The following is a 24981-nucleotide window of genomic DNA, read 5'->3' on the forward strand; positions in this document are numbered from 1 at the left end:
TGAAAGTAATGTAGGTACTTTTTGGTGCCTATTAGAACATACAAAGCGATAGGTTAATGGAGGTAATGAACGTGGGAAAGAAATATAATATTTCTGTGGAAGCAACACTTGAGGTAATCGGGGGAAAATGGAAATGTGTGATCCTCTGCCATCTGACACATGGCAAAATGCGCACCAGTGAATTGAAGCGCGTGATGCCCAGCATTACGCAGAAAATGCTGACCCAACAGCTGCGAGAGCTGGAGGAGGATGGCATTGTGAACCGGATCACCTATAACCAGGTGCCCCCGAAGGTTGAATATGAGCTGACAGAGTACGGTAGAAGTCTGAAGCCCATTCTCGATTCACTCTGTGCCTGGGGGGAGCAGCACATTGTTCGAGAGTATGGCGATAAGCATACGGTACTGGTGGATAGTCCGTTAAATCGGTAATTTTGAGGTCTACAGCAGGGTCCGAAACAACCCATTAGGAAGGCTATAGACGTTCTCATTACAGGCGTAAGATTACTGGGATCAACTGCTCTTACCGTTCAAATGAGCCTTAATGAAGATTTTTAGGAATGAGAGTAAATTATTTACTTCTCACACCCGATATATTATTGATAACATATACTTCATTGAAGAGAGAGAGTGGTCCGCGATGCAAATGAACGGCATTTATGCATCATCAACTTCAAGCACTGTGGCAGTAAAGAATAATCAGTCTGCTACAAGATCGCTTGCCCCTGCAGGTAACAAAGCTTCGGACGCAGTAGAGACGTACACCCCGAGTGTGATTGACGAAGGACAACAGGAGCTTCGTGCATTGGGAGGCCGGTGGATTGGTGGAAGGGAATTTGCTTCGGTTCACGGTACGGACTACTCAAAGAATTTTCAGGATGATGTGAGCGGGTTTCTGGTAAAAAGTGCATATGAGCGTGATCAACTGCTTCAGCGTTACACAGGAGACGAATTGAATCAGCGTCTTGAGCAGTACGATAAGCAAGTTCAACTTAAAATAGAGGATATTGCGCAGACAACTGCAGATACCTTGGCCAACTATCTGAATTATGAGAGTGATTCATTATTTGAATTTGACAACGCTATGCAGAAGGAGTTTCTCTCTACCTACGAGCCCATCTTCGATAAGGATCAGTTGGCTGGTCGAATTAAGAGTATGCTACAGGAGCAGCAACAGATATTAGGCAAGTTACAGGCAGAGCAAGGAGACAAGTGGAATCAGGTTGTTGAGCAGGGTGGTAAAGGACTTACAGACTTCCGAGACCAATTGAAGCAAGCAACAGGCCAAGCTTTTGCAACGGAGTCCACATCCTTTCAGGATATTAGCTATCAGGACGTGGCGGAAGTATTTAATGCGTTGGTCCATACGAGCACCAGGGCATTCAATTCAACGAGTCTTAATCCCGATTGGATAGCCAACACGCTGGGAGCCGCACGTCTCAAGTTGGATTTGTATTTGCAGCAATCGCCAATGTCTTCTGCGATCAAGGAGCAGCTGACCCAGTCTGTGGATGCTGCGATGAATAACAAGCTGAGGGTCGCCGAATTCAAAGACTACAGATCTTCGCTTATGATTAATCCTAGGTTCCGGGAGAAATTCAAGTCTCATGATGAGATGTCATTAGAGATTAAACGTATGTTCGACAAGCAAATGCAGGACCCTGACGCGAAGAAGACTGTAGGAGTCATCATGTGGGAGAGTATGAAGGGGCTTCTGAATCAGAAGCCGGAAGATCTTCGCAGTGGCCTGATTAACGCCTTTAATAGCTTGCATCATAACATGATATCTGCACCGAGTATGGAAGGGGATGTAGGGCCCAAGGCCAAGCTTGAATTTGCCAATCAAGTTCGAGATGAGAAAGTGGAAGACTGGAACAGCTTCATTTCTTCCCTGAATATGGACCAGCAGCAAAAGAGCACGCTAACTATACCCAAGAATAGCATTGATATCAAAGTGTAGTCGTGTATAACATAGAGCCTCCGTTCGGTGTCTAGCCGGACAGAGGCTCTTCATGTATGTGCTAGTTCGAGGCTTCAATTCCCGATTAGGGGAATATCAAGCTGAATAGGCGAATCGATCTGTAAAGGGTAAGAGCTAATCGTCATCAGCAGTGGACCGTGGGCATTGGCGCCATTTTAAAATACATACTTTCAAAATAAACGGAGCGCTCATTTCCTTTAGTTAATGCGATATCACTCTTCCAGCTTCGTCCTCTTTCATCGACCAGTTCCAGCTGTGAGAAGTTAAATATCTCTTTCTGCAATAACTCCATCTAGTTATCTGAATCATTCCTTTCGATATCTAATGGCTTGCACAGCTGGTCCAAGGCCCTGGCACAAAAGGTCAGTATTAGAAGCATTACTAACAACCATTCCCTAGACCCATTCCCAGTGTATAACAAAAAGGCAGTGCGACTCGCACTGCCTGTCTGAAAAATCATTAAATATTACCATAGATCTTTAATGAGTATCACAGGCCTAATTTCTATGACCATGGTCAGTAATGAATTTCTATTACCTTAAATCAGGCCAGATTGCTGTAGCAATCTTCTTAGAATGGCTGCTGTCTCAGCTCTTGTTATCGATTGCTGGGGTGCAATCGTATTCGATCCGCGGCCAGTGGCCAGTCCAGTGTGGATGCTTGCTGCGGCTGCTTCCTTCGCCCAGCTGGCTACCTGGGCTGCATCTGTGTAGCTGGACAATTGCTGTACCGCACCAGCAGGTACTTGGCTGTCTAGTCCGGTTACTTTCATCGCCCGCGCGATCAGAGCCATCGCTTCCTGACGGGTAATGCGCTCTTGCGGACGGAATGTACCGTCCTCGTAGCCGCCGATCAGGCTGTAGCTGGAGGCAGTTTTTACGACATCTGCATACCAGTCGCTATCGCTCACATCACTGAAGCTGTTGCTTCCTTCACCTGGCTTCAGACCAAGTGCACGTACAACGACAGCTGCGAATTCTGCGCGTGTAATGCTGCGATCCGGCTCAAATGTATTGTTCGAGACACCGCTGACAATCATACGCGATCCCATATCGTTCACTTCAGTCTTGCTCCAGTGGTTAGCTACATCCGCGAACGTTTGCGGGGTATAAATGACACTATATGCACTATTGGTCAAGCTGTTAATCTGTGCATGATATGTGCCATTGACTAGCGTGATTTTAGTTGGTACATGACGAACGCTGCCATCAGACTCAAGTACGATGCCTGTTGTAATCTGACCAAGATCGATGTTGGCTGGGAGGCTAATCGTGCGCTCTACGTAGCTGTTGAATTGGTTCACAGTTACTTTTTTACCGTCATAAGTAGCAGTAACGTTGAATTCCACAGGTGATCCAACAAGAGTATATCCGCCTTGTTGTGCAGCAGATTCGGCTGCTTGTACCGTAGCATTGCTCAGACGAGCAATTTCTACCTGCAGTTTGATGCTCTCCAGGGAGGCATTGCTATTCAAGCCAAGCTGTTGAGCCAAGCTGTTAATCTGGATCTGCTGTGCAGGCAAAGTGTAGGTTGCTGCTTCGGTCTGGAGCACGAGTACCGCCTGCTTGTCCTCCATGAGCTTCACGGTCTGTCCGTTCAGTTCACCGATGACTGCACCTGCATGCTCACTATCGCTGCCTGAGACCGGAATCGTCACTACTGTACCCTGACTTTCAGAATTCAGCTTCTGGGCAATAGCCTCAGCATTTACAGTAATCGTAACTACCTTTTGTCCGTTCACAACAGTAGTCGTCAACGTACCAGCAGATTCGGCTTGTCCGTTCACCAATACCTGAACGCTGTTGCTTGTGTTATTGCCAGTCGAAGGAGGTGTTGCTCCACCGCCACCATTTGAACCACCAGTGCTTGATGAGCCTCCAGTGCTACCAGTGTTACCCTTATTGATAGTGTCATCAGAGCTGCTGGTTCTCCGGGTAATGAGCAGTGTGTAGGTCTTCTTCGTGCTACCATCTGGTGCAGTTACTTCGATGGTTACGGTATTACGACCGCTTGTGAGAGCTATGTCTGCACTATTTCCACTCGTGCCATTGATCAGAATGCTTGCACCCTCTTGGGCTGCAGCAACGCTAATCAACACGGAGCGAGTCGCATAATTCACGGTAGCAGTGTACTGCTCTACATCCGGGTTGAAGGCTGGAGTCAGATTCAGTCCTGGAATTGTGATGGCTGTCAGGGCGGCATCCTGTGATGAAGCTACGGCCTGACGAGTCACATGAATGATGTATGTCTTCGTTTGTCCATTTTGTGCAGTTACCACGATCGTAATTGGATTGCTGCCTACAGACAGGGTAATAGGCTCGCTCGCAACGCCACTTGTCACGACAGAACCATTCACTGTCATGGTTGCATTCTCGTCGTCAGTAGCTGCAGTAACTGTGATGCTGCGAGTTGCATTATCGACTTCCACATCGTAGACTGCTGTCTTCGGGGCGAAGGCCGGAGATAGTGTACCACCAGACAATGTCAGCTCGCCCAGATAAGCATTGTTACTAACTAGGCCAAGGCGATTTACCACCAGATTATAGGTATTGCTATTGCCGTTCTCGGCAGTAACCTTGATCTGTACAGGATTCAAGCCCTCTACCAGATCAGAAATGGTATAGGTATATACCTGTTCTGTTACGGATTGGTAAGTCACTCCTGTGACCGATAGTGTCTGACTAAGCTCTGGTTTGGTCAAGGAGAACTTCAGGCTTGTTACTTCAGGAGCCACATCGACTTGATAATCCAGCTCTTCAGGCGTGAAGCTTGGCTCTAGCGTACCTTGTTCGACACTCAAGCCAGATAGGATGGCAGAAGCCGATTTCCATTTCGCATACAGTGTGATATGGCTAGTCACTGGCGTATGGAATTCATATGCCTGAGTCAGTTCGCTGTCTGTGTACCAGCCGAAGAAGGAGTAGCCAGGTCTCTCAGGAGACGGAGGCTCCACTGCAGCATGGTTGTAGCTTACTTGTTGGCTATCGATGCTCGTACCTCCGTTGGTTTCGAAGGTTACAGTTGCATCCGCATTTTGCCATTGGGCGTAAAGGTTGACGTCCGCATTGTCGATTGTGAACGTATCATCTGGATTATACTTGGTGCCGGTTCCGTCTGCTGCTGTATTCCAGCCCGCGAAGGTATAGCCGGCTTTCTCCAGATTCCCTGTATTTCCAGCTACCGTGACTGTAGGGGACACAGTGGAATAACTATTGTTGTCTACAGGTGCAATCCCTGCATCCGCGCCATTGCCATTGTAAGTGACATTATACTGGGAAACCAGTGACTTTACGGTCGCTTTCTGACCAGCTGATTGATCCCTGTAAGCGACGTATGGAATGTCATTGGAATCAAGAGCAAACGATATATATTGCACTTGACTACCGTTGGAAACTCCTGAGAAGTTACCTCCTCCAACAGGCTGCCATTGATTTCCGACGAGCTTTCTGATAGCTCCGAAAGGTGGTTGCATGAATGGAGTCCCGTTGTCACCATAAGCAACATAAGGTGTCCCTTCTGAATCGAAAACCAATGTGTTGTAGAACGCGCTGCTCACAGAGAAGCCGCTGTTTCCTACAGCCTCCCACTGGGTTCCAGTGAACTTTAATACAGTAGTTTTATAAGAAACGTCTCCATTTGAAAAAGCAATATAAGGAACATCGTTGGGGCCGATTGCTATCGCGTGATTCGTAGATTGACCGGCTGTGAGCTTGTTAGCCCCCACGTAATTCCATTGCGTACCGTTGAACTTCTTAACGGACAATCTGTAATTGTCTGTTCCGTCACTGTACACGACATAAGGGGTGTCTTGAGAATCCAGAGCGAGAGCCATTTCATTGGCAAAGGTTGTGGTCACTGGCGCTCCACCCACGGTAGACCATGCATTATTTGTGAACTTTATGACTACAGCTCTAGTCTGATTAGGGTGATCTCTGAAGAGTACGTAGGGATTATTTGCGGAGTCGAAAGCGATCTGCATACCATTCGCTGCACCTGGTGAAAGGTTGCCACTCCCTACAGATTCCCATTGACCAGCCGTGAATCTCTTAACAGCCAGCCTACGATTGTTGGCTGCATCATCCTGATAAGTAAGGTATGGTGTACCTTGCTTGTCAATAGCCAGGAACAATTCATTGGCTTCTCCCGAAGAGAGCCCAGGGGCTCCCACGGCTTCCCACTGGCCATTCACAAATTTCATTACTGTTGCCTTATTGGCGTTCCCTACATCCTTAAAAGCAACATAAGGAATATCTTGAGGGTCTACTGCTACTGAGATATATTCGGCTTGTCCAGCACTGATTCCAGCACCACCCAAGGCAGTCCATGTGTCAGTAGCTGCATGAGCACGGTCTCCTCCCCATATGTTAAATCCAGGGATACCACCAAGGACTAGTAGGCAGGCGAGTATCGTTGATACAGCTTTTTTTGCATTCAGGAAATTCCTGTTCATTCTCGACTTCCTTTCTCTAGTTGGTCTATAAGCCACAAGACTTAAGGACTATTGTAACGAGGGTCACTGAACCGATTCTGAACAGGAATCCCCATGCTTTCTCTCTTGTGTTCATCTTTAAAATTTGGGACAATGAGCAATAGGGCAAAAAGCAAGTAGTGTTTGTGATAAAGTGGCTTGAAATTGTCGTATACGAGGATCATTATGGAGATTGAAAAGAGGATAGCTATGAATAAGCCTTCTATATATGGATTAACGCTGGAGCAGCTGACGGGATGGCTGGGTGAGCGCGGATACTCCAAGTTCTGGGCCACACTGGTGTGGGAAGAGCTGTACCGCCGGAGAGTTACGGATTTTGAACGAATGACAGAGGTTAAGCCAGAGATTGTACAGCTGCTGTCAGAGCAGTTCGTCATGCATACGCTAAGTGAGCATGTGAAGCAGGAATCGCGAGACGGCACGGTCAAGTTCCTCCTGAGACTACAGGATGGCAATCTGATTGAGACGGTGCTGATGCGGCAAAAGTACGGCATGTCTGTCTGTGTAACGACACAGGTAGGCTGCAACATCGGGTGTAGCTTCTGTGCCAGTGGCCTCATCAAGAAGAGCCGGGATTTGTCGGCAGGCGAGATTGTGGAGCAGCTGATGAATGTACAACTGTATCTGGATCAGCGCGGACAAGATGAACGAGTCACTCACATTGTGGTGATGGGAATTGGCGAGCCACTGGATAACTTTGAGCATGTATCTAACTTCGTCCGTATTATTAAGGACCACAAGGGCTTGGCTATCGGGCCAAAGCGTATAACGGTCTCAACAAGTGGTCTGCCAGAGAAGATCAAGGAATTCGCGGATAGTGACCTGCAGGTGCACTTGGCGATCTCTCTGCATGCTGCTACCAATGATCTGCGGACACGAATTATGAAGATTAATCGTGCTTTCCCGATCGAGCAGCTGATGGAGGCTGTCGATTATTATGTGGAGCGCACGAAGCGCCGGGTGATGTTCGAATATATCCTACTCAAGGATGTGAACGACCGCAGAGAGGATGCAGTCGAATTGGCACGGCTGATTGCACCTCGTCGTGGAAGCTCTAGTATTAATCTTATCCCCTACAATCCTGTTGATGAGCACAGCCAATATCAGCGTAGCGAACAGGAATCTATTGTTGCATTCTATGATATTCTGAAGAAGAATGGCATTAACTGCACGGTACGGCTTGAACATGGTACGGATATCGATGCAGCATGTGGACAGCTTCGTAGCAAGCAGATGAAGAAGGATGCAGCAGATCGCAAGCAAGTAACAGCCGGTTAGGGGCGGGCAGAGGAAGAAGCGTGTACCTCGATGGGCGCGCTTCTTTTTTTGGATTTTTCATATACAATGATTCGGATAAAGACATGACAACTAAGGGATGTGATTGCTAGAGATGAAGAGGCGTACAAGCAGTCTTATACTTACAGGTACAGTGACGCTGGTCGTGGTAGGCGTAGCTCTTGGATGGTGGTGGTATAATAGCATGTCTGATAAGCCCTCACGTGCCACAGAGCAATTCATCCTGAAGCATATGACGAATTCGAACGGCACGTTGGCCTCCTATCTACAGGCTGATATATCCGAGCATCCAGATATCCCTGCAGGCCGAGAGGCATTGTCGGAGTCATTGGGACTGTGGATGGAATACGCAGTCATGAAGGAGGATCAGCAGCTCTTCGAGAGTAGTTATCGTGTGTTAATGGATCGCTTCCTGAACGATCAGAAGTATGTGACCTGGAAGCTGGAGCCGGATGGAAGCTCTACCGTGAATACGAATGCCCTGGGAGATGATTTTCGAATCATCCGTGCTTTGTTAGAGGCCTCCAGTGTATGGGAGCAGGAAGGAGGAGCTTACGAGCAGACTGCTGAAGTGATATCCAAGACATTGCATGAACAGGTACGTAACCAGGGCTATTTTGTTGACTTTAATGATTTCAAGCATAGCTATGTCCCCGAGACGTTAAGTCTTGTCTATGTGGATACGGTTGCCCTGCGCGGCATGCGGGACAAGGGATGGATTGGACAGGAGGAATACAACCAGTATGAGCAAATGCTGTTAACTTTACCGGAGGATGGGACCTTCTTCCCTAGAACCTTCAATGTATTAAGCGGGGAATATCAGTACGCGGACGAGGTGAATCTGATTGACCAGCTGATTGTAGGCATCCACATGGTAGAGGCTGGTCGTAGACCAGAGGCGCTCATCAAATTCATGAAGCGTGAGTTCGCTGAGCATGGGGGATTGAAGGGGCGCTATGCGGCAGGCACATTGCAGGCGCAGGTGGACTATGAATCTCCGGCTGTCTATGGGCTGGCCATTCTTTTGGCGCTGGATATGAATGACCGTCCATGGGCTGAGCAGCTGTACGCCCGTATGATTACCTTCCGTACGAATCATGGTGCCTATGCTGGAGGCTATGTATTTGATCAGAATACACATATGTTCGATAATCTGCTTCCGTTGTTGGCTGAGAGGGCGCTGGGAAAATAGCTGGAGGTGGTAGCTATGAAGAAGAGAAGTGTGCCGCGAGGAGCCGTCTGGGCATACGTTGTCTTAATCAGTATTTCAAGCTTGCAGCAAGTAGCGCTATATCTGCATAGCCGTATCCATGGTGCCTATCAGTTGACGGAGCTACTACTTCTGATAGGTAGCCTTGTGGCTTTGGTCGCTGGCTTGTTACTTTCTGTACGTAGGACCATCATTTGTGTGGGGATGTTCCTGATTGCCTATCCAATCTGGCTTGTCTCATACAACAACATCGGTGCATGGAACTTGTTCTGGCTGCTCCTTATTCCGGGAAATGCAATCATCGCATCTCGTATACAAACGCTCTTGCGCCGCGAATCTCCAACAGAGAGTCTATACGGACCGCAATCAACCAGCCCAGGTCTCAGACTATGCACGAATCTGGGCAATAAGGAAGCGTTACAAGAGGCTGTCATGAGGCACTCCAATCTGGCACGTCGCTTTCCTGAATGCTATAGTCTGTGCATCATGATGTTCAAGGTAAAGCCGCAGCCAGCGGATACGGAGCCACTAGATTCTGTAGGCTGTGCACGATTGTTGATGGATCTATCGAATTCGATTCAGAGGGAGCTAAGATTCGATGACTACACCTTCTTCATAGGAGAGGGGAGGTTCGTCATTCTATGTCCTATGATGAATGAGGATTACGTACAATTGCTCATTGGGCGGCTAAAGGCTGCTCTGATGCAGGTGGAGTATATTAACAGCCAGGGACATCATATACAGATTATTGTTCGTTCCGGAGCTATGGTGTTTCAGCTGGAGCAATGGGAGCAGTACCCATGCATTGATACTGTCATTACCGAGCTGGAACACCATTCACGAACAGATCCGGATGTTCAGGGGCTGTCAGTAATAAGGTAGGATTATCTTTGGCTAAAATGCGTTTAACAAGGATAACGGATGCCCTATGCTCACTGTCTGTCCCTGATGATCGGAATCCCCGTAGTACTGCCATTCATTTGTGCTTGCGTCATATACGTAGTCTGATTGCCATTGTGCGCCGTGATCTGCGATTGCCTCAATCGCAGATAAAATGTATTCGATCTCCTGATCTGTCATCACTGGATGCAGTGATATTCTCACCCAACCAAGCTTGAGCGACATGTTGCCCTGGTCAATCTGATCTGTCATGGCCTTAGACTCAGATGGTCCAAGCTGGAGCAGATAGTGTCCATAGGTGCCAGCACATGAGCAGCCTCCTCGTGCCTGAATCCCGAAGCGATCGTTCAGTAGACGTACAGCCAGATTATAGTGAACTCCCTCAATCAGTAGAGATACAATACCTGCACGATCCTTATGCTGTCCTGCCAGTACAGAGACTCGGCTGATACGACTCAGCCCTTGAAGCAGTCGCGTAGTGAGCTGCCGTTCACGCTGTTCGATGCGACTTATACCCATCTGCTCCTTCAGACGAATTGCTAGTGCCGCACGGATAGCTTGCAGGAATCCCGGTGTTCCTCCGTCCTCTCGCGCTTCAATATCACCTAGATAGCGATGCTCTCCCCATGGATTCGTCCACGATACAGTTCCACCTCCGGGCTGTTCCGGTATTGAACTGGTATATAACCCGGAATTCATAATCAGCACGCCACAGCTACCCGGGCCACCGAGGAACTTGTGTGGTGAGAAGCAGATTGCATCCAGTTGCTCCAGCGGATCACTTGTATGCATGCGAATCGTCTCATATGGTGCACTTGCTGCGAAATCCACGACACAAATGCCACCGTGCTCATGCATAATGCGGGCCATATCATGGTATGGAGTGCGGAGGCCTGTTACGTTCGAGCAGGCTGTAAAAGCGCCGATCTTATACTTGCGCTCACGGTGTTGGTGGAGCACGGCCTCAAGAGCGTTCAGATCGACCAATCCATCTGGTCCAGGTGGAAGGCACCACACCTCCGCATAGGTCTCCGCCCAGGAAATTTGATTCGAATGATGCTCCATATGTGTGACTATGATCAGCGGACGATCCTCAGATGCCAGAGGCAGGAGCGGCGTTTTTTTCAAGCCCAACAGATGCTGCAGCTTGTGAACTGCACCGGTCATTCCTGTTCATCTGCATGGACATGTCTCTTGATCATCGCTTTAGCCTCATGATAGGCATCTGTCATGGCTGCGCTGGTAAGATTCGAGCCTGTATGGGTGTTGGCAACTAACGGTCCTATGTCATGAATCATGTAATCTTCGATTGGACGATACAGTCGTCCGCTGGCCGTCCAGTCAGTATATAGCAATCTTTGTTTCCCGTATGGCGTCGCGAAGATGTGGTGCTGGCCGATGACCTGATTACGATACCATTGGAAATAATCCTCCGATGTACTGCGCGGCGCATAGGCGGCATGGCCGATTATTGCCTGGAGCATCATGAGCCTCCTTTTGCATTCAGTCTGCTATGTAGCCTACGCTGGAAGGTGCCCAAAGGTTAATGAAAGCTAAGGATTTTCACTGTTCCGACTTAAATGCTAACGTCCATGTGCAGATACCCACTAGGCAAGATACACCGGAGCTTGCACTTGCGTTTGTGCCTCCGAAGCTGACTACTCAGCAATTTGCCTCATATACCAGCAACCGAACAATAGAGTCTGAAGCATTTTCCAGCCCGTGACTCCAATTCGGTTTATTCAGTATCACATCTCCTGGCTTTACATCCCTCTCCTCCCCGTTTACCGTCATTCGTCCCTGACCCTCCAGAACCACGTACACCTCCTCATTTTGCTTGTGCTCGTGATAGCCGATAGACGTGCCTGGGGAAGCTCCATGTAGTAGAAAAATTGTAGCTTACTGTCATAATCCTCTTTACCGAACAGCTTGACGGATTTCACCTCTCCTTTGCCCTGATGGCTGCTGGCGATTCGCAGCGGTGCCTCCAAAAAATTTCTGACAATCATCCTTTATCCCTCCTATAGAAATTCCTAAAAACAACCACATATTTGTCTCGGAGCTTAATCGTTCAAATTGGTATTTCGCTAAAGATTCGGACAAAGCCTGCGTACGTTCCTCATCTCTTGAGACAATGCTAGTGCTCGTTGATGCTGCATATCACATTCGGTGTGGGCTAGCTGCATAGACTCGTTGGTGCTTACAGCTCTGTGCTAGATGTGGAATTCTGAATTAACTTCGTCAGCTCCTCATACCAGGCGCCAATCTCTTCATCTGTTGCTGCTGTATCCAGCTCGCTCAGCTCTGACAGTAGTATGCGTTTGTCCTCTGGGCTCAGCTTGGTGGAATCATTGTCCTGATCTGCGAAGGCAGAGTTGAGATTCATGACGAACGGAGGCAGCATACCGTTCATGGCTAACAGTTCCGAAGGAATCCCGCTAAAATCACTTGCCTCTTCCTCTGCTTGCTTCATTGGCGGCTGTGGTCTCAGGCTCTCCATAAGCTCCATAACCTGATCAAACAGCCCGGATACTTCCTCATCTGTAGCTACCGAGGCATCAAAATCCGTCAAAATATTCTGCAGCTCCGCAAATGGATCGATCTCCTCTTCTGTTCCTCTGGATGATTGCCCTGTGACCAAGCTGGACGTTGAGGCCTCTGCAATAGCTTGCTGGATCGAGCTGAGCAAGGATTTCTCCTGATCCGTGGTCAGCGGTTCCGGGCGTGGTGGCCTACTGTAGGTACCTGTTGGAGTAATGGCTTGCTCTCCAGACGTGTGTTCGGTGTATTCTGCACTTAACTGCAGCGAGTCGTGATTTCCTTGTTCTTGTCCCGCAGGCTTGGGAGGCAGTGCAGGAGAGTTTTTCTGTGCATGGTTTACACTCCCGTATTCTGCAGTTGTGTAAGATAAGAGATTACGGTAATAGTCGGTTCTAATAGACATAGTGGAGTCCCTTTCCTTTCAGCGTGATCAATTTGGTTTGTTGTCTATCCTCTTTCACATTCAACGCCCTATTGCAGCGCCCACAGAGCAGTTCATCGGCTGCGAAGCTGAATTTAGACTGAAGGTAAGTTGAGTAATTGTTGAAGATGTAGGGCGTTATGTATGGAGTTGGGGCGGAGTGATGCGAGAACGATAGATGCATGAGATCACCAAAGGTGGGAAGTGGGGGAGGGCTATGGATATACGTGAACTGGAGTGAGGTTCGTAAGACAGCACAAAAAAACAGCCAGATGAACAAGGGGACGTTGCTCCCACATGGGATTAATAGCGGACATCTGACTGTCTATGATATAGGATTAGTTTGGCTGAACAGATTATGGTCATGTGGTAGGCATCAAATAGCTCTTCGAATAGGATAGTGTATAGGCCGCACTCTCTTCATGAATCTCGTTGTTGTTACTGAGCGGGCGAGGACTCCGTTTATAAGTCAAGCGATTGTATTTATTAATAAGCTCGTCCAATACCATGGATTGCTTCAACACAATCGGGTGACTCAGATCATAGTGCTTGGCCAGGTTATAGAGCTGCTGTCGAGCTACATCAATGCTCTGCTGCAAGGACTTCTGATGGATCAACCCTACACACCTCCTTCTGTTGGGTTATTCTGTGTGTGTGGGCCGTATCTATCAGTAGCTAGAATCCCACATCCTTAGTTTAGGGGGATATGTCTATATCTGGGTGTAAATAATTTGGACATGTTACATATCCAGTTGCAGGTTGGAGTGTCATGCGAACTGGACTTGAATGAGGCTGATACGGTAAATAAAGAATTAACTAACAAAAAAAACAATGAGACTGAGGCCCATTGTTCTTAAAGGTATTTGACAGTTATATTCCACCGTGTTGATCAAAAGGAGTAATCGGAGGGAGTGTAGGACGTACTGGGATCAAAGATATAAATAAGATGCTAGTCAGTGCAACCCCAATTATTAGTTTTCTTTTCATATTTTTCTCCTTCAGAAAAAAGAATGTGTTGGTATCTAGATTGAATATCAATCGTGGCAAAATCGCGATAACGTTCAAACAGCTGAACAAATTTAAAAGTATAGTCAGCATTATTGATCACAATAGATTTATTGAATCCGTCCAGTAGGTATTGAAATCCATATGAGAAAGTATCTTTATTTAAATAGTAATAGGAGATTTCGTATAAAAAACGAGTGAGTCTTTCAGAAACAACCTGTTCAGTATAGGTACCAAGAGTTTGTTGAGGGTCCGCAATCCAGTTTTTAATCTCTGGTTTGTACTTATCAAGAATATGATTAATATCAACATTGTAGCGGTTAGCAACTACAACGATATTGATCAACGCAGATGAGATTTCATGCTGCTTTGCTTCAATGTATGCAATATATTCAGGGAGTATGCTTACATCGCCGGACAACAGTTTGTTCACAATGGTATTGGCATGAGCCCACTCTAGAAAAAGTGACTTCCAGTGCTCTGTCTCAGAGTCAGTTTCCATAACCCATTCCAAATCTGCATATTCATAGGTATGTTCTAATGCTTTTTTGTAATCTTTATTAAATTCACAGACGCTGGCTTGAAGTAACTGAGAGTATGCAATATAAGTAAATAGTGGTCTAGTAGTTGTTTTCTCATCGGCCGTTCTGCGCCTTCTTGAACTCTGCGACATGAAATACAGAATCTCTGCTTTTCTACCCATTTCTTTGGCGACCTCTTCAACCTTATCCCACCGTCGCAAGGAACGATAGGTATTAGCCAGATCCTTGAGTGCATCCAACTGATCAATCTCATCCAGACGCTCGACGAACGGCTCGAACTGAATGGCGGCTTGCAGATTCTTGGAATGATCCTCTCCCAATCTTAAGGAGAAGAGACGATATTGACATAGAGCCAGGCGCTCTGAATGCTGTCTGCGCTCACTGGAGGCAACGACATCGTAAAGGATTGCCGCAGCTTCACGCTTGTTATCCTGAAAGAAATCCTCGGCCGTCTCGAACAATAATGGAGAGTACGTCAAATTATCAATTAGCAGGGCTACAGCCTTCTCCATACAGCTCAGCTTGCCGAGCTCAGCACATCGATACAGGAAGGGTCTGATCCTCCGCCAGTTCAGTGGCGCATTGATAAGACATTCTTCAATGTACTGTTCGTAAAAATGCCCATGCTCCAGCCCCATTACGGTGGTAATGCGGTCAAGCTGGTCCACGGCAATCACTTTGTTACCGCTTAGAATTGAACTGATCGTTCCTGGATTAAGGCCTGAGATTTTTCCCAGTTGACTAATATTAAGTGCTTTCAACTCCATGTAGTTCTCAAGTTCTGTGCGAATCGTGGTTGCCTGTGCCAATATAACCACCCCTTAAAGCTTAACATTAGGATCTGATGATCGTCCAGATATACGTTTGGAATAATTTATTAAATTTTTAACTAAAAGAACGCTACTATGTAAGGGAGCCTTGTCTTCAATCCATCATCAAATTCATATGTAATTTTTTTCCTTATGATTGTTACAAATATAACCATTTATTGGACGTCGGTCAATTGTTTTCTTCAAATTTCTATTAATCTGGGTTGGATAAGAGGCTTTCTTCTCTCTTCGACCTTATCCAGCTATGCTAAAATAAACTCCAGTTCAGTTCATAAAGAAGGAGGAGAGGACGATGAAACGAATGGGCTGTCTGCATGCTCACTATTCGAATATCTCCTATATTGAAGAAGCATTTCACGATAAAGGGATTCAGTGGATGCATTTTGTAGACCCAGGGCTTGTATACAGCTCAGACCCAGAGCGCGATCCGGGTGAGGAGGGGGCGAAGCGGCGTGTTAGGGAGCAATTGGATTGGATGCAGCGATGCCAACTGGATGCGATTCTGATCACCTGTACCTACTACGCTGCTCTGTTGTCACAACTCAGCGATCCCATATCCACCGATATTCCGATCCTGACGATTGATGAGCCTTATTTTGTGGAGCTTTGCCGTACGAATACCCCTCAGCTACTCCTGTTCACCAACCCTGAGACGGTACAGGGGACGATGAGCCGTTTACAGCAATATGCCGTCCGTTCAGGTCAGACTGTACAGGTGGATACGGAGGTCATTGACGGGGCCTTTCCACTCCTTATGCAGGGAGACAAGGAAACGTATGATGTTGTTATATCGGAGCATATTCGCTTGCTGCTAGAGCAGAAACCTGATTATAGACTCTCTGTAGCTCAGCTATCTATGGTAGATACTGTGAAAGGACAGGTGGATCACAGGGGGAACCTGATCGGGCATCCGCTGAAGCCGCTGGTTCGCGAGGTGTTGTCAGTATTGCAGTTGGAATCCTGAGCAGGATATCATCGTTTAGGCGAGAAATGAGATAGACACACAAGTGACTGTAACCAAGGCCTCTTCACGGGGAATACTGTTGCACGATCTTGATACTTTTAAAGACGGGAATAGAAGTAGTTCAGGAATGTGGAGGACGTACATGTATCGTATTGTTATTTTTCAAGGGCCAAGCGCTTCGGGTAAAAGCACGCTTCAGGCTATGCTGGGACTGCCGCGCGTAGTCACCTGGACGTCTAGACCACCTCGGGACGGTGAGAAGCATGGACAGCATTATTTCTTCGCTACGCGAGAAGAGCTTGAGTCAATGTACAGACAAGGTGGTATGGCAGAGATGTCTACCTATCACGGGGAGCTATACGGAACTTCACTTCGCTCACTGCAAGAGGCCATAGAGGGAGGAATGACCGTCTCTACTGTTATGGATGCACAGGGGGCAGCAGTGGTGAAGGCGCTTTTTCCTGACCAGACGCTTCTAATTGGCATCGCAGCAGACCGGGAGCAGATTCACAAGCGACTGCTGGAGCGCCAGAGCTCTCCTGAGGAGATCGAGCGCCGTCTCATGGGCTTTGATCAGGAGACACAAAGTTTGGGGCAGTGTGATCTAATCATTAATAATAATGATGAACAGCTGCAGAAGGCCGAGGGTGTAATCCAACTTCTGAAGCAGGCACTGTTAAAGTAGTTGATGTAGTATTTTGTGCGGGGCGGAAAGGCTGAACAAGGGCCCGCGAAATGAACACAGCCACTGTGAATAGGTTAATCCTATGACAGTGGCTTGTGTGATATACTTCCAGATCATCGGTTAATTGAATAACTATAGCATGATCCTGCGCCCATTTTGAAGGTGAGTGATTCATTTCACATGTGAAATCCGCCCTTTGTATTATAGTGAGAGGAATGCAAAAGGGGAGGTTCACTGTGGCTAAAGTAATCTCAAATGTCCGGTATGCTCCGGATATCAGTGTGTTGAAGGTGGAAGGCGATTATGCAGGCGCGATGGGGCAATTTTATATGCTGCGCTGCTGGGACAGCTTTCCCGTGTTGTCACGTCCGATCAGTATATATGACATAGGGGACGGCTATATCGCATTCATGTTCCGAATCGTCGGCACGGGGACAGAGCTACTCTCCGGATTGCAGCCAGGAGACGAGGTCCAACTGGAAGGACCATTTGGTCAAGGCTTCCCCGAGGTGGAAGGCCGCATAGCACTGGTAGGGGGAGGCATGGGAACAGTACCTCTATATATGGCTGCCAAGCGGTATACACAGGCTGAGGTATTTCTGGGATTTTCGACAGCGGCCTTTGGCGTGTCTGCTTTTGAGGAACGGACAAGTCAGGTCACGGTTACGGTAGGTGCCGAGAGTATTTTGGAGCATGTCCAGCCTGAGCGCTATGAGTATATTTTTGCCTGTGGTCCACATCTGATGCTGGAGGCGCTGGCTCACAAGGTAGAGGGGACTGGAGTACGATTGTTCCTGTCTGCTGAGAAGCGTATGGCCTGTGGGATAGGAGCCTGTCTGGTATGCTCTGTGCAAGGAACCCATGGCAATCGCAAGGTATGCAAGGATGGGCCCGTATTTGAAGCAGGGGAGGTGGATTGGAATGCACTCCATGACCTGTAATATAGCAGGGGTAGAGCTGAAGAATCCGGTCATTATGGCCTCCGGTACCTTCGGCTTTGGCCGGGAATATGCGCAGTTCTATGATCCTTGTCTACTGGGAGGTATTTCTGGCAAGGGCATTACGCTTCACCCTCGCGCGGGCAACAAAGGCTCGCGGATGCAAGAGACGGCGTCAGGAATGATGAACAGTGTAGGTCTGGAGAATCCGGGAGTGGAGGCCTTTCTAAGGGATGAACTGGAGTCCATGACACAATGGGATACCGCGGTTATGATCAATCTTGGAGGAGCCGACATCGAAGAGTACGTAAAAGCTGCGAGTATTATCAATGATGCCTGTGCTGCTCAGCGTCGGGAAGGACTACGGACAGCGGACATGCTAGAGCTCAATATTTCCTGCCCGAATGTGAAGGAGGGCGGTATGCAGTTCGGTATCCGCACAGAGGTGGCTCGTCAGGTCGTACGAGCGGTACGAATGGCAACAGCCCTTCCGCTGATCGTGAAGCTGTCTCCAGGAGCGGAGGATTTGACGGCTATGGCGGTCATGTGTGAAGAGGAGGGGGCGGACGGTATCTCGCTGGTCAATACCTTTCAGGCCATGAAGATTGATATCCGTCGCCGTCGCAGTGCCTTTCAGCAGACTTATGCAGGTCTATCGGGACCAGCGATCAAGCCAATCGCTCTACGGATGGTCCATCAGACAGCCCAAGCGGTGCGCATTCCGGTCATAGGAATGGGAGGCATCACCTCCGCTGAGGATATCGTAGAATTCATCATGGCAGGGGCTGCTGCCGTGCAGGTAGGGACGTATAATTTCATGAATCTGCGAGCAGGGGTGGAGCTGATCTCAGGCCTGGAAGCATGGATGAGTCAAGAAAAAGTACAAGCTCTGGATGAGATTAGAGGAATTGTATAGTTTTATATATTTTTGTTCGCTTTTTCGTTCTCTAAAACTAAGGTATATGTTATAATATTCCATAACAACAGAATGGCTTAGATGGGCGGTCGGCTAGTCTCCTGTAGGGGAGGTGAAGCCTGTGGAGGTGAAGGATGCACTGACACTCATGATGACGTTCGGTTCGCTGCTGATTGCGCTGATTGGACTTGTCGTCACCATTGTCGTTGCACTGACCCAAGACAAAAAGAAATAGACCGCCCTGTCGAAAGGTAAGCGGTCTATCTCATGTACCAATGCCTGCAGCCTACCGCCCTTGTAAGCGGACTGTTGCCGAAGAGTAAGGATGCGCCAACATCCTTACTCTTTTTCTATAGACGATAGAATATAATCTGTCTACAGTGGAGCTAACCATTCTATCATCATAAGAAAAACTTCCGCTAAGTGCGGTCTGTCTTCTGTGAAGCAAGTCGACAGATGTTATTCTTAGGGTACACAATCTTTTTACATTTTATCACAAAGTTGGTCATATTGACAACGGAGCATACGCCTTAATCTGCAGCTTTCATGGGCTATTGTCTACAGGAGTAGGTCTCAATCCCATCCACATTAATCCTGCCCTACGCTCTCCAGAATGGCATCCCCGGCAGCGCTGATACGGATGTGAGCATAGCGGGCATTTGTCTGTACATCCAATCCAGTGCCTTCTGGCACAAAATAGCTCTCAATCCCATAGTAGATCCCACCACCTCCGGACATCCTGCCGTTCAGCACGAGCTCTCCGGTCTCAAGCGTCTCACCAGGCTGATATAGTCGTTGGAAGGTGTAGACCCCGTCGGCACCCGGGGCAAGCACGACGCTTACCCGTGCTCTATAAGGCATTGCAATCAGCTTCTCCTGTGCTGGAGATGGCGGATTTGAGATGGTATAGCCCAGTTGTACATAGTCCCCTTGCAGCAGTGAGCGGGGGTCCACTGGCATGAGCTCCAGCTTCACTGTTGTTCCTGACTGCAGCAGTGTCTCCTTGTAGACTGTCACAGAGCCGATGTAAGCCAACTGCAGTAGAATCACCAGCCCGATGGCAATCGTACGTCTGCGAATCAAGCTGTTGTGCGGTATGGAGTCAGCGGCCTCGGAGCTATCTGCGGCCCGACGGGCAGCTATATAAGCGAGCGCCAGCGCAAGGATACCCAAGAGAGCCAGTGTCAGAGACTTGTGCAGCAAGGGCCATAGAAGGTCATAATACTGGAAGCCGATAAACAAGAACCAGAACACCACGCTTATAGTCGCATGAAGTATCCTATGCTGCTGGAGGTATCGGAATGCCAGATAAGTGACTACAATAAAGTTCAAAATATTGAACATTAAGTGACCGTAAGAAATCGCGGACTGTAGGAAAGTCAGCCACAGCAGGAAGAGCAGCGTGAAGAACAAGCTGCTTTCTCCGAGATGCTTGCGTGCATTCTCATGCAAGGACGGGGCTGTCAGACGGGAGTGAGCAGCCAGAAGTCCTCCGTTGATCAGAGCCAATATCATCATCATGTAAGTGAAGCTGCGCGGTACGTCGTCCAGCAGCTGATACAGCATCATGCCCATGCTGAGATTCCAGATGGCATGCGTGGCCCATAGCTGTGTCCGTCCTTCGGAGCGCAGCCATCCAAGTCCGATCAATAACGTGATGATCATGGATACAGCGAGGTTATCTATCCATAGTGCAGCGATGACCCCGATAATGTACCCGATGCAGAGCATTGTATAACGAATCACGGAATCCACGGAACGCCATATCGTCATGGAGACCATGAAGATTAGACTCAGAGCGAGCAATCCATACTCTGGATGCGACAGTCCGGTGGTAATGAGCGCTAGCCCGATCAGGGAAATGCTTCCGATCAGAATCCCTACGATCTTAATGATTCGGGATACGAGTACGCTCATGATCGAACGTGCATCGTGTGTCGAATCTGATGGTACAGGCTTCGATTCTAAGCTGTCTGCCGGGGCAGCGATCTCCCGATCAGTGTGTGCTTCATCGACACCAGATTCGGCATTTCTGGACTGCTCCAGCCTGCGCAAATAGCGGAAGAACAGTACATTTCCCGTCAGCAGCGCTGCGACGAAGATCAGGCCGTACAGAAAAAATAGCGTCGACGAGTGATACACCGTCAGCTCAATGAATTTGAAGACCGCGAAGCCCGAGACAGCCAGTGCATTCAGAGCTACGAAGGTCGTATTGAAACGCACATGAAGGAAGTAATAGAAGCCTGCTGCCAGCATCCCCACCCAGAGCACATTTAGATACACTCCATAGGTCTCGTAATAGAAGGAGTTGGACAGGAACCAGAGCGTAATGTGCAGTACGACGAAGCTAAGTATACGCAAGGCGGGTGAACGTAGTCTGCGACTCTCGATCAGGATGAATAGCACCAGATTCACCAGCAGGAAAATGAATCCATACATAAGCATATAGGGCTCTTCATACGCCATGAATACAGAGGACGGTATGAAGTAGAACCATAGCGCCAGATGTACAAGGAAGTACGACAATACATAAAACGCTGGATAGCGCGTAATCCAGGCCAAGAGCAGTGCAGGGATGGACCAGACCAGAAACAGTACATAGCTATTGGCGTGAGCATTGTAGATCTGATCCAATAAGGCAACCGCCGTTCCGAAGGAGATACAGCCCCCGACTAGCACAATATTTGACAGGAAATGCTGATGTCCGAATAGCCCCTTCATGCGGCTCAGCACAAAGGATACTCCATAGAACAGGATGACAAGTCCGGTCGCCAGAGAAATTTTCCCCAGCCGATCCATACCACCCCAGTTCGCAGCGAAGAAATAGATCATGGCTGACAGAATGAGCGAGATTCCCAGCAGAAAGCCCAGTCGCACCGCTTGAAGTCGTAACATGAGTTCCACAGATCCTTTCCCGGTTGCGCGTAATGTGATTGTAGATGTTTTCATTATAGAGGACTTTACCTTTGGCTCCAAATGATAAATCAGGTAAGAATTCAGGTATTGACCCTCACGCTTCGTGATACTTTATAGTCAGTGGTGAAGGGAGGATGAATCATGGCCATGAGAGTAAAAGAGGTCGCCAAGCTGGCAGGCATTAGTGTGCGCACACTGCATCATTATGATGAGATCGGTCTGCTCGTCCCCAATGAAGTGACTACAGCAGGGTATCGTCTGTACTCGGAGGATGACCTGGCTCGGCTACAGCAGATTCTGTTTTTCAGGGAGCTGGATTTCCCACTCAAGCAGATTCAGGAGATTCTGAGCAGTCCTTCTTTTGACCGGGTAGAGGCGCTGGAGCTGCAGCAGAATATGCTGCGTGAGAAGCGACGGAGGCTTGATGTGATGATTGATACGATTGAGAAGACGCTGCAATCTACAAGAGGAGAGATAACGATGACAGCAAGCGAACAATTTAAGGGTTTTGATTTCGGGAGTAATCCCTATGAGGAGGAAGCGCGCAAGCGCTGGGGAGATGAAGCCGTGGCCAATGCCAAAGTCAAGGGAATGCCCGCAGATGAGAAGCAGGCCATGTCTGATCGCATGAATGCTATCTACTTCAGGCTCGCTGCACTACGAAATGGTGTACCAGACAGCACTGAGGCACAGGAGGCCATCGGGGAGTGGTATGCATTTCTCAATAGCATGGGTAGTCACAGCTATACGCTGGAGGCCTTCAAGGGCTTGGGGCAGATGTATGTGGACGATGAACGTTTTACCCGCAATATCGATCAATTCGGAGCAGGACTTGCTGTGTTCATGCGAGATGCCATGGCGATCTATGCTGTTCGGCGGGAGGACTTACAAGAGAATAGCTGACAAGAGAAGAAGGACAAGAAACTCACAGTTGATCTAATCGTGGTGCTAGTTGTGAGCCGGAGCCCAGTAGGAAGAAGAGCGCAGGCCGCTTCAAAGTCCATGATTTCGGTGGCACTTGGAGCGGCCTTATTGGGCATATATTTTATGCTGACGTGATCGAGCCGACGACCTTGTGGATGCTGTATCGAATCGTCATACCTGGTAGAGCTAGTGAACATATTACTCTTCCTCCTCGCGACGACGAGCCGAGCGCAATCGGTGCACAATCGTTACCGGAGCTAGCGTGCAGAGGGTGGCAACGCCCCCCAACAGCAGACCCTCGGTCCATGGTCGATCGTTGGATAACGCCAGGTAGAGGACGAAGACCAGCACTCCAAGCATGAGGCATCCCAATACTTTATAGGAGTAGGGTCTGAGGGAAGCCGTCTTTGGCTCCTCATGATCTACAGAAATATGCAGTTGAGCATAACCGAGTACCACCGCAGTTAGCATGAATACAAGCCACAATGGATTGGCGATCATCTGACGGGGGCCCTCCGACACTGCCTGATAGCCCAGTATAGCCAGAATTCCCAGGGACTGCACCATAAAAGCGAGCTTGATATGCTTAAGCTGTGCAAGTACCAGCCGTTCGTCTGTAATTTTCTTGAACATCGTTATTCCTCCTTATCCTTCCAAAATAACTCATCCAGTGATTTGCCTACTTCGTGACAAATATCAAGACATAATTTGAGCGAGGGATTGTAGCTTCCCTTCTCAATGAGGCTAATCGTCTGTCTTGTGATGCCTGTCTTGGCGGCAAGCTCCTGCTGGGTCAGCCCCGCAGCCAGTCTGGCAAGTTTGACCCGGTTGTCCAATGAAGACAGCACCTCCCATCTACTTTAGATTGTAACATATATATTCCATAATGGAATATATAAATTGCATTATTCTCATTTTTAATACCCTATACTCCTATACCCCTAATACCTCTTCCGTATTAAGGGAATATAATCATATCCATCCCCCACGGGTAGAGGATAGAATTTATGGGGTAGAGCGCATGAAGTTGGCCTAGATGACAGGAGAAGGAAGCTGAGAACAATGAACCGATACGCTGAGTTGAAGATAGCTCTCTCCAGTCTTATGGAGGAACACGGTACTCCGGGGATGAGCGTGGCTGTCCTGCAGGGTGGACAGATCGCGTGGAGTGAGGGGCTAGGAACGCTAGAGAGAGGCAATGATCGTCCAGTAGCGCGAAATAGTCTGTTCCATGCCTGTTCCATGAGTAAAATGGTGACAGCATTAGGAGTGCTACGTCTTGTGCAGCAGGAGCGGCTCAGACTGGATGCAGATGTGAACGAGTATCTTGAGTCCTGGAAGCTGACAGAAGGCCCGAACATGAGGAATTCTATGGAACAGGACATGGGTCATGAACGGGAAAAGGACATGATCGGAGATCGTGGTAAGGAGGTAGACCAGCATGTCCTCGTCAAGCATATGGATGAAGTGTCAGATCAGAGACCGCGCTACCAGATCAGTGTTACGTTATCGCAGCTTCTGGCTCATCAGGGAGGGCTGGAGGACCCGGAGTGCAGTTTTGATGCATGTCGGCCTGATGATCAGGTGCCCGAGCTGGAGGACATTTTGGCGGGACGCACCCGGTATCTCCAGCAACCGCTGAAAGTAAGCTATGTACCAGAGAGTCGGTTCAGCTACTCGGATGCGGGGTATTGCGTCATCGAGCTGATCGTTGAGCAGGTGACAGGTTTGCCTTTTGCGGAGGCCATGGATGAGCTGGTCATAGGACCACTGGGGCTTCGATACACCTCATTCTGGAATTCGGCTGCCGATCCTGAAGGAAGGACATTGCCCATGGATATAGAAGGTGGGTGCAGCATTGCGGCAGGTCACAACGCTCAAGGCAGCGTCGTCCCTGGTAGACGAGCCTATTATCCTTATCAGGCAGCTGCAGGATTATGGACCACGGCGGAGGATCTGGCACGAATGCTGGCTGCACTTATGGAAGCCTGGCATGGTGAATCCGTATCGCTCCTGCGACCCGATCTGGTCCGTTATATGCTGACAGGCTTCGGTTGTGAGCCAGCTGCGGGGATGGGTGTCTTCCTGCACTCCGCCGATGACGTCCTGCAGATCTTGTCCAGAGGCTGGGGGATCGGCTTCCAAGGCATGCTGACGGCTTTTCCAGAGCGGGGAGTGGGTGTGGTTGTCCTGACAAACATGGACCCCGGCAGACCTCAGCAGGAGTCGGTGGTGGGTGCTGCAATTCGCGAGATAGCCAGAGCCTGTTCTTGGCCCGGGTCTCAAGGGTAGAGAGTAAGGTTATCTAAGGAGATAAAAAGAATATTATTGTCCTAGTACCAGGTCCTAGGATTTAGGAGTATAATATACATAGCTACACAATTGATCATAAGGGAGAGACCTGTCTTTGAATTTTGAACAGTG

21 protein-coding genes and 1 pseudogene are annotated in these 24981 nt (G+C 48.5%); 12 read left to right on the forward strand and 10 right to left on the reverse strand.

Features of this window, described 5'->3' with window-relative positions; all coding sequences use genetic code 11:
* Nucleotides 1-65: 65 nt before the first annotated feature.
* A complete protein-coding gene (locus K331_RS0113100) occupies nucleotides 66-431 on the forward strand; it encodes a winged helix-turn-helix transcriptional regulator (RefSeq protein WP_084165470.1) in 366 nt (121 codons plus the stop codon).
* Nucleotides 432-639: 208 nt separating this feature from the next.
* On the forward strand, nucleotides 640-1959 hold the full coding sequence (locus K331_RS0113105; RefSeq protein WP_028590656.1) for a hypothetical protein: 1320 nt from the start codon (nucleotides 640-642) through the stop codon (nucleotides 1957-1959).
* A gap of 559 nt (nucleotides 1960-2518) precedes the next feature.
* Here K331_RS0113105 and K331_RS31000 read toward each other — a convergent pair.
* Nucleotides 2519-6430, reverse strand: a complete 3912-nt coding sequence (locus tag K331_RS31000) for a cadherin-like beta sandwich domain-containing protein (protein ID WP_051289820.1) — start codon at nucleotides 6428-6430, stop codon at nucleotides 2519-2521.
* A gap of 228 nt (nucleotides 6431-6658) precedes the next feature.
* Between K331_RS31000 and rlmN the strand changes: the two genes are divergently transcribed.
* The 3 genes from rlmN (at nucleotide 6659) to K331_RS0113125 (ending at nucleotide 9857) form a co-directional block, all read left to right on the forward strand.
* The gene (gene rlmN, locus K331_RS0113115; RefSeq protein WP_028590657.1) at nucleotides 6659-7747 is read left to right on the forward strand and encodes a 23S rRNA (adenine(2503)-C(2))-methyltransferase RlmN; all 1089 of its coding nucleotides are present in this window, start codon (nucleotides 6659-6661) and stop codon (nucleotides 7745-7747) included.
* 112 nt (nucleotides 7748-7859) lie between these two features.
* Nucleotides 7860-8957 (forward strand): glycosyl hydrolase family 8, encoded by a 1098-nt coding sequence (locus K331_RS0113120; RefSeq protein ID WP_028590658.1) that lies wholly within the window; start codon nucleotides 7860-7862, stop codon nucleotides 8955-8957.
* Nucleotides 8958-8972: 15 nt separating this feature from the next.
* Nucleotides 8973-9857, forward strand: coding sequence for a hypothetical protein (locus K331_RS0113125; RefSeq protein ID WP_028590659.1), 885 nt, complete (start codon nucleotides 8973-8975; stop codon nucleotides 9855-9857).
* A gap of 12 nt (nucleotides 9858-9869) precedes the next feature.
* Here the strand turns inward: K331_RS0113125 and K331_RS29490 are convergent.
* From K331_RS29490 to K331_RS0113150, 6 genes and pseudogenes are all read right to left on the reverse strand, one after another.
* Nucleotides 9870-11362 (reverse strand): annotated as a pseudogene (locus tag K331_RS29490) (aminotransferase class V-fold PLP-dependent enzyme).
* A 175-nt stretch (nucleotides 11363-11537) separates the two neighbouring features.
* Nucleotides 11538-11768: a cupin domain-containing protein gene (locus K331_RS29495; protein ID WP_226383594.1), complete on the reverse strand. Its 231-nt coding sequence runs from the start codon at nucleotides 11766-11768 to the stop codon at nucleotides 11538-11540.
* Nucleotides 11666-11884 (reverse strand): hypothetical protein, encoded by a 219-nt coding sequence (locus K331_RS32675; protein WP_226383591.1) that lies wholly within the window; start codon nucleotides 11882-11884, stop codon nucleotides 11666-11668. The genes K331_RS29495 and K331_RS32675 overlap by 103 nt, the downstream gene beginning before the upstream one ends.
* Before the next feature lie 191 nt (nucleotides 11885-12075).
* Nucleotides 12076-12819 (reverse strand): hypothetical protein, encoded by a 744-nt coding sequence (locus tag K331_RS0113140; protein ID WP_028590660.1) that lies wholly within the window; start codon nucleotides 12817-12819, stop codon nucleotides 12076-12078.
* A 380-nt stretch (nucleotides 12820-13199) separates the two neighbouring features.
* Nucleotides 13200-13454 (reverse strand): aspartyl-phosphate phosphatase Spo0E family protein, encoded by a 255-nt coding sequence (locus K331_RS29500; RefSeq protein ID WP_018883857.1) that lies wholly within the window; start codon nucleotides 13452-13454, stop codon nucleotides 13200-13202.
* Between the two features lie 332 nt (nucleotides 13455-13786).
* Entirely contained in the window at nucleotides 13787-15202 is a 1416-nt protein-coding gene (locus K331_RS0113150; RefSeq protein WP_404821487.1) for a transcriptional regulator, read from the reverse strand.
* 304 nt (nucleotides 15203-15506) lie between these two features.
* Between K331_RS0113150 and K331_RS0113155 the strand changes: the two genes are divergently transcribed.
* The 5 genes from K331_RS0113155 to K331_RS32680 all read left to right on the forward strand — a co-directional run bounded on the left by K331_RS0113155 (nucleotide 15507) and on the right by K331_RS32680 (nucleotide 18952).
* A complete protein-coding gene (locus tag K331_RS0113155; RefSeq protein ID WP_036634840.1) occupies nucleotides 15507-16178 on the forward strand; it encodes a hypothetical protein in 672 nt (223 codons plus the stop codon).
* Between the two features lie 142 nt (nucleotides 16179-16320).
* Nucleotides 16321-16863, forward strand: a complete 543-nt coding sequence (locus K331_RS0113160; protein ID WP_028590663.1) for a guanylate kinase — start codon at nucleotides 16321-16323, stop codon at nucleotides 16861-16863.
* A gap of 236 nt (nucleotides 16864-17099) precedes the next feature.
* Nucleotides 17100-17804 carry a dihydroorotate dehydrogenase electron transfer subunit gene (locus tag K331_RS0113165; RefSeq protein ID WP_028590664.1) on the forward strand — a complete coding sequence of 235 codons (705 nt, stop codon included), beginning with the start codon at nucleotides 17100-17102 and terminating at the stop codon, nucleotides 17802-17804.
* The gene (locus tag K331_RS0113170) at nucleotides 17785-18717 is read left to right on the forward strand and encodes a dihydroorotate dehydrogenase (protein WP_028590665.1); all 933 of its coding nucleotides are present in this window, start codon (nucleotides 17785-17787) and stop codon (nucleotides 18715-18717) included. The genes K331_RS0113165 and K331_RS0113170 overlap by 20 nt, the downstream gene beginning before the upstream one ends.
* Nucleotides 18718-18838: 121 nt before the next feature.
* The gene (locus K331_RS32680; RefSeq protein ID WP_018883865.1) at nucleotides 18839-18952 is read left to right on the forward strand and encodes a putative holin-like toxin; all 114 of its coding nucleotides are present in this window, start codon (nucleotides 18839-18841) and stop codon (nucleotides 18950-18952) included.
* A gap of 353 nt (nucleotides 18953-19305) precedes the next feature.
* Here K331_RS32680 and K331_RS0113180 read toward each other — a convergent pair whose 3' ends face one another.
* Nucleotides 19306-21612, reverse strand: a complete 2307-nt coding sequence (locus K331_RS0113180) for a GDYXXLXY domain-containing protein (protein WP_028590666.1) — start codon at nucleotides 21610-21612, stop codon at nucleotides 19306-19308.
* Nucleotides 21613-21774: 162 nt separating this feature from the next.
* On the opposite strand from K331_RS0113180, the gene K331_RS0113185 reads away from it, so the two are divergent.
* Complete coding sequence (locus K331_RS0113185) at nucleotides 21775-22536, forward strand: MerR family transcriptional regulator (RefSeq protein ID WP_028590667.1); 762 nt, start codon at nucleotides 21775-21777, stop codon at nucleotides 22534-22536.
* A 219-nt stretch (nucleotides 22537-22755) separates the two neighbouring features.
* On the opposite strand, the gene K331_RS0113190 is transcribed toward K331_RS0113185, so the two are convergent.
* Both K331_RS0113190 and K331_RS0113195 read right to left on the reverse strand, forming a co-directional pair.
* Nucleotides 22756-23190 carry a hypothetical protein gene (locus K331_RS0113190; RefSeq protein ID WP_036634843.1) on the reverse strand — a complete coding sequence of 145 codons (435 nt, stop codon included), beginning with the start codon at nucleotides 23188-23190 and terminating at the stop codon, nucleotides 22756-22758.
* 2 nt (nucleotides 23191-23192) lie between these two features.
* Nucleotides 23193-23393, reverse strand: a complete 201-nt coding sequence (locus K331_RS0113195; protein ID WP_028590669.1) for a helix-turn-helix transcriptional regulator — start codon at nucleotides 23391-23393, stop codon at nucleotides 23193-23195.
* A 226-nt stretch (nucleotides 23394-23619) separates the two neighbouring features.
* On the opposite strand from K331_RS0113195, the gene K331_RS0113200 reads away from it, so the two are divergent.
* The gene (locus tag K331_RS0113200; RefSeq protein WP_028590670.1) at nucleotides 23620-24849 is read left to right on the forward strand and encodes a serine hydrolase domain-containing protein; all 1230 of its coding nucleotides are present in this window, start codon (nucleotides 23620-23622) and stop codon (nucleotides 24847-24849) included.
* Nucleotides 24850-24981 lie beyond the last annotated feature (132 nt).

The sequence above is a fragment of the Paenibacillus massiliensis subsp. panacisoli DSM 21345 genome (assembly GCF_000426545.1).
Classification (GTDB): Bacteria; Bacillota; Bacilli; order Paenibacillales; family Paenibacillaceae; genus Paenibacillus; species Paenibacillus panacisoli.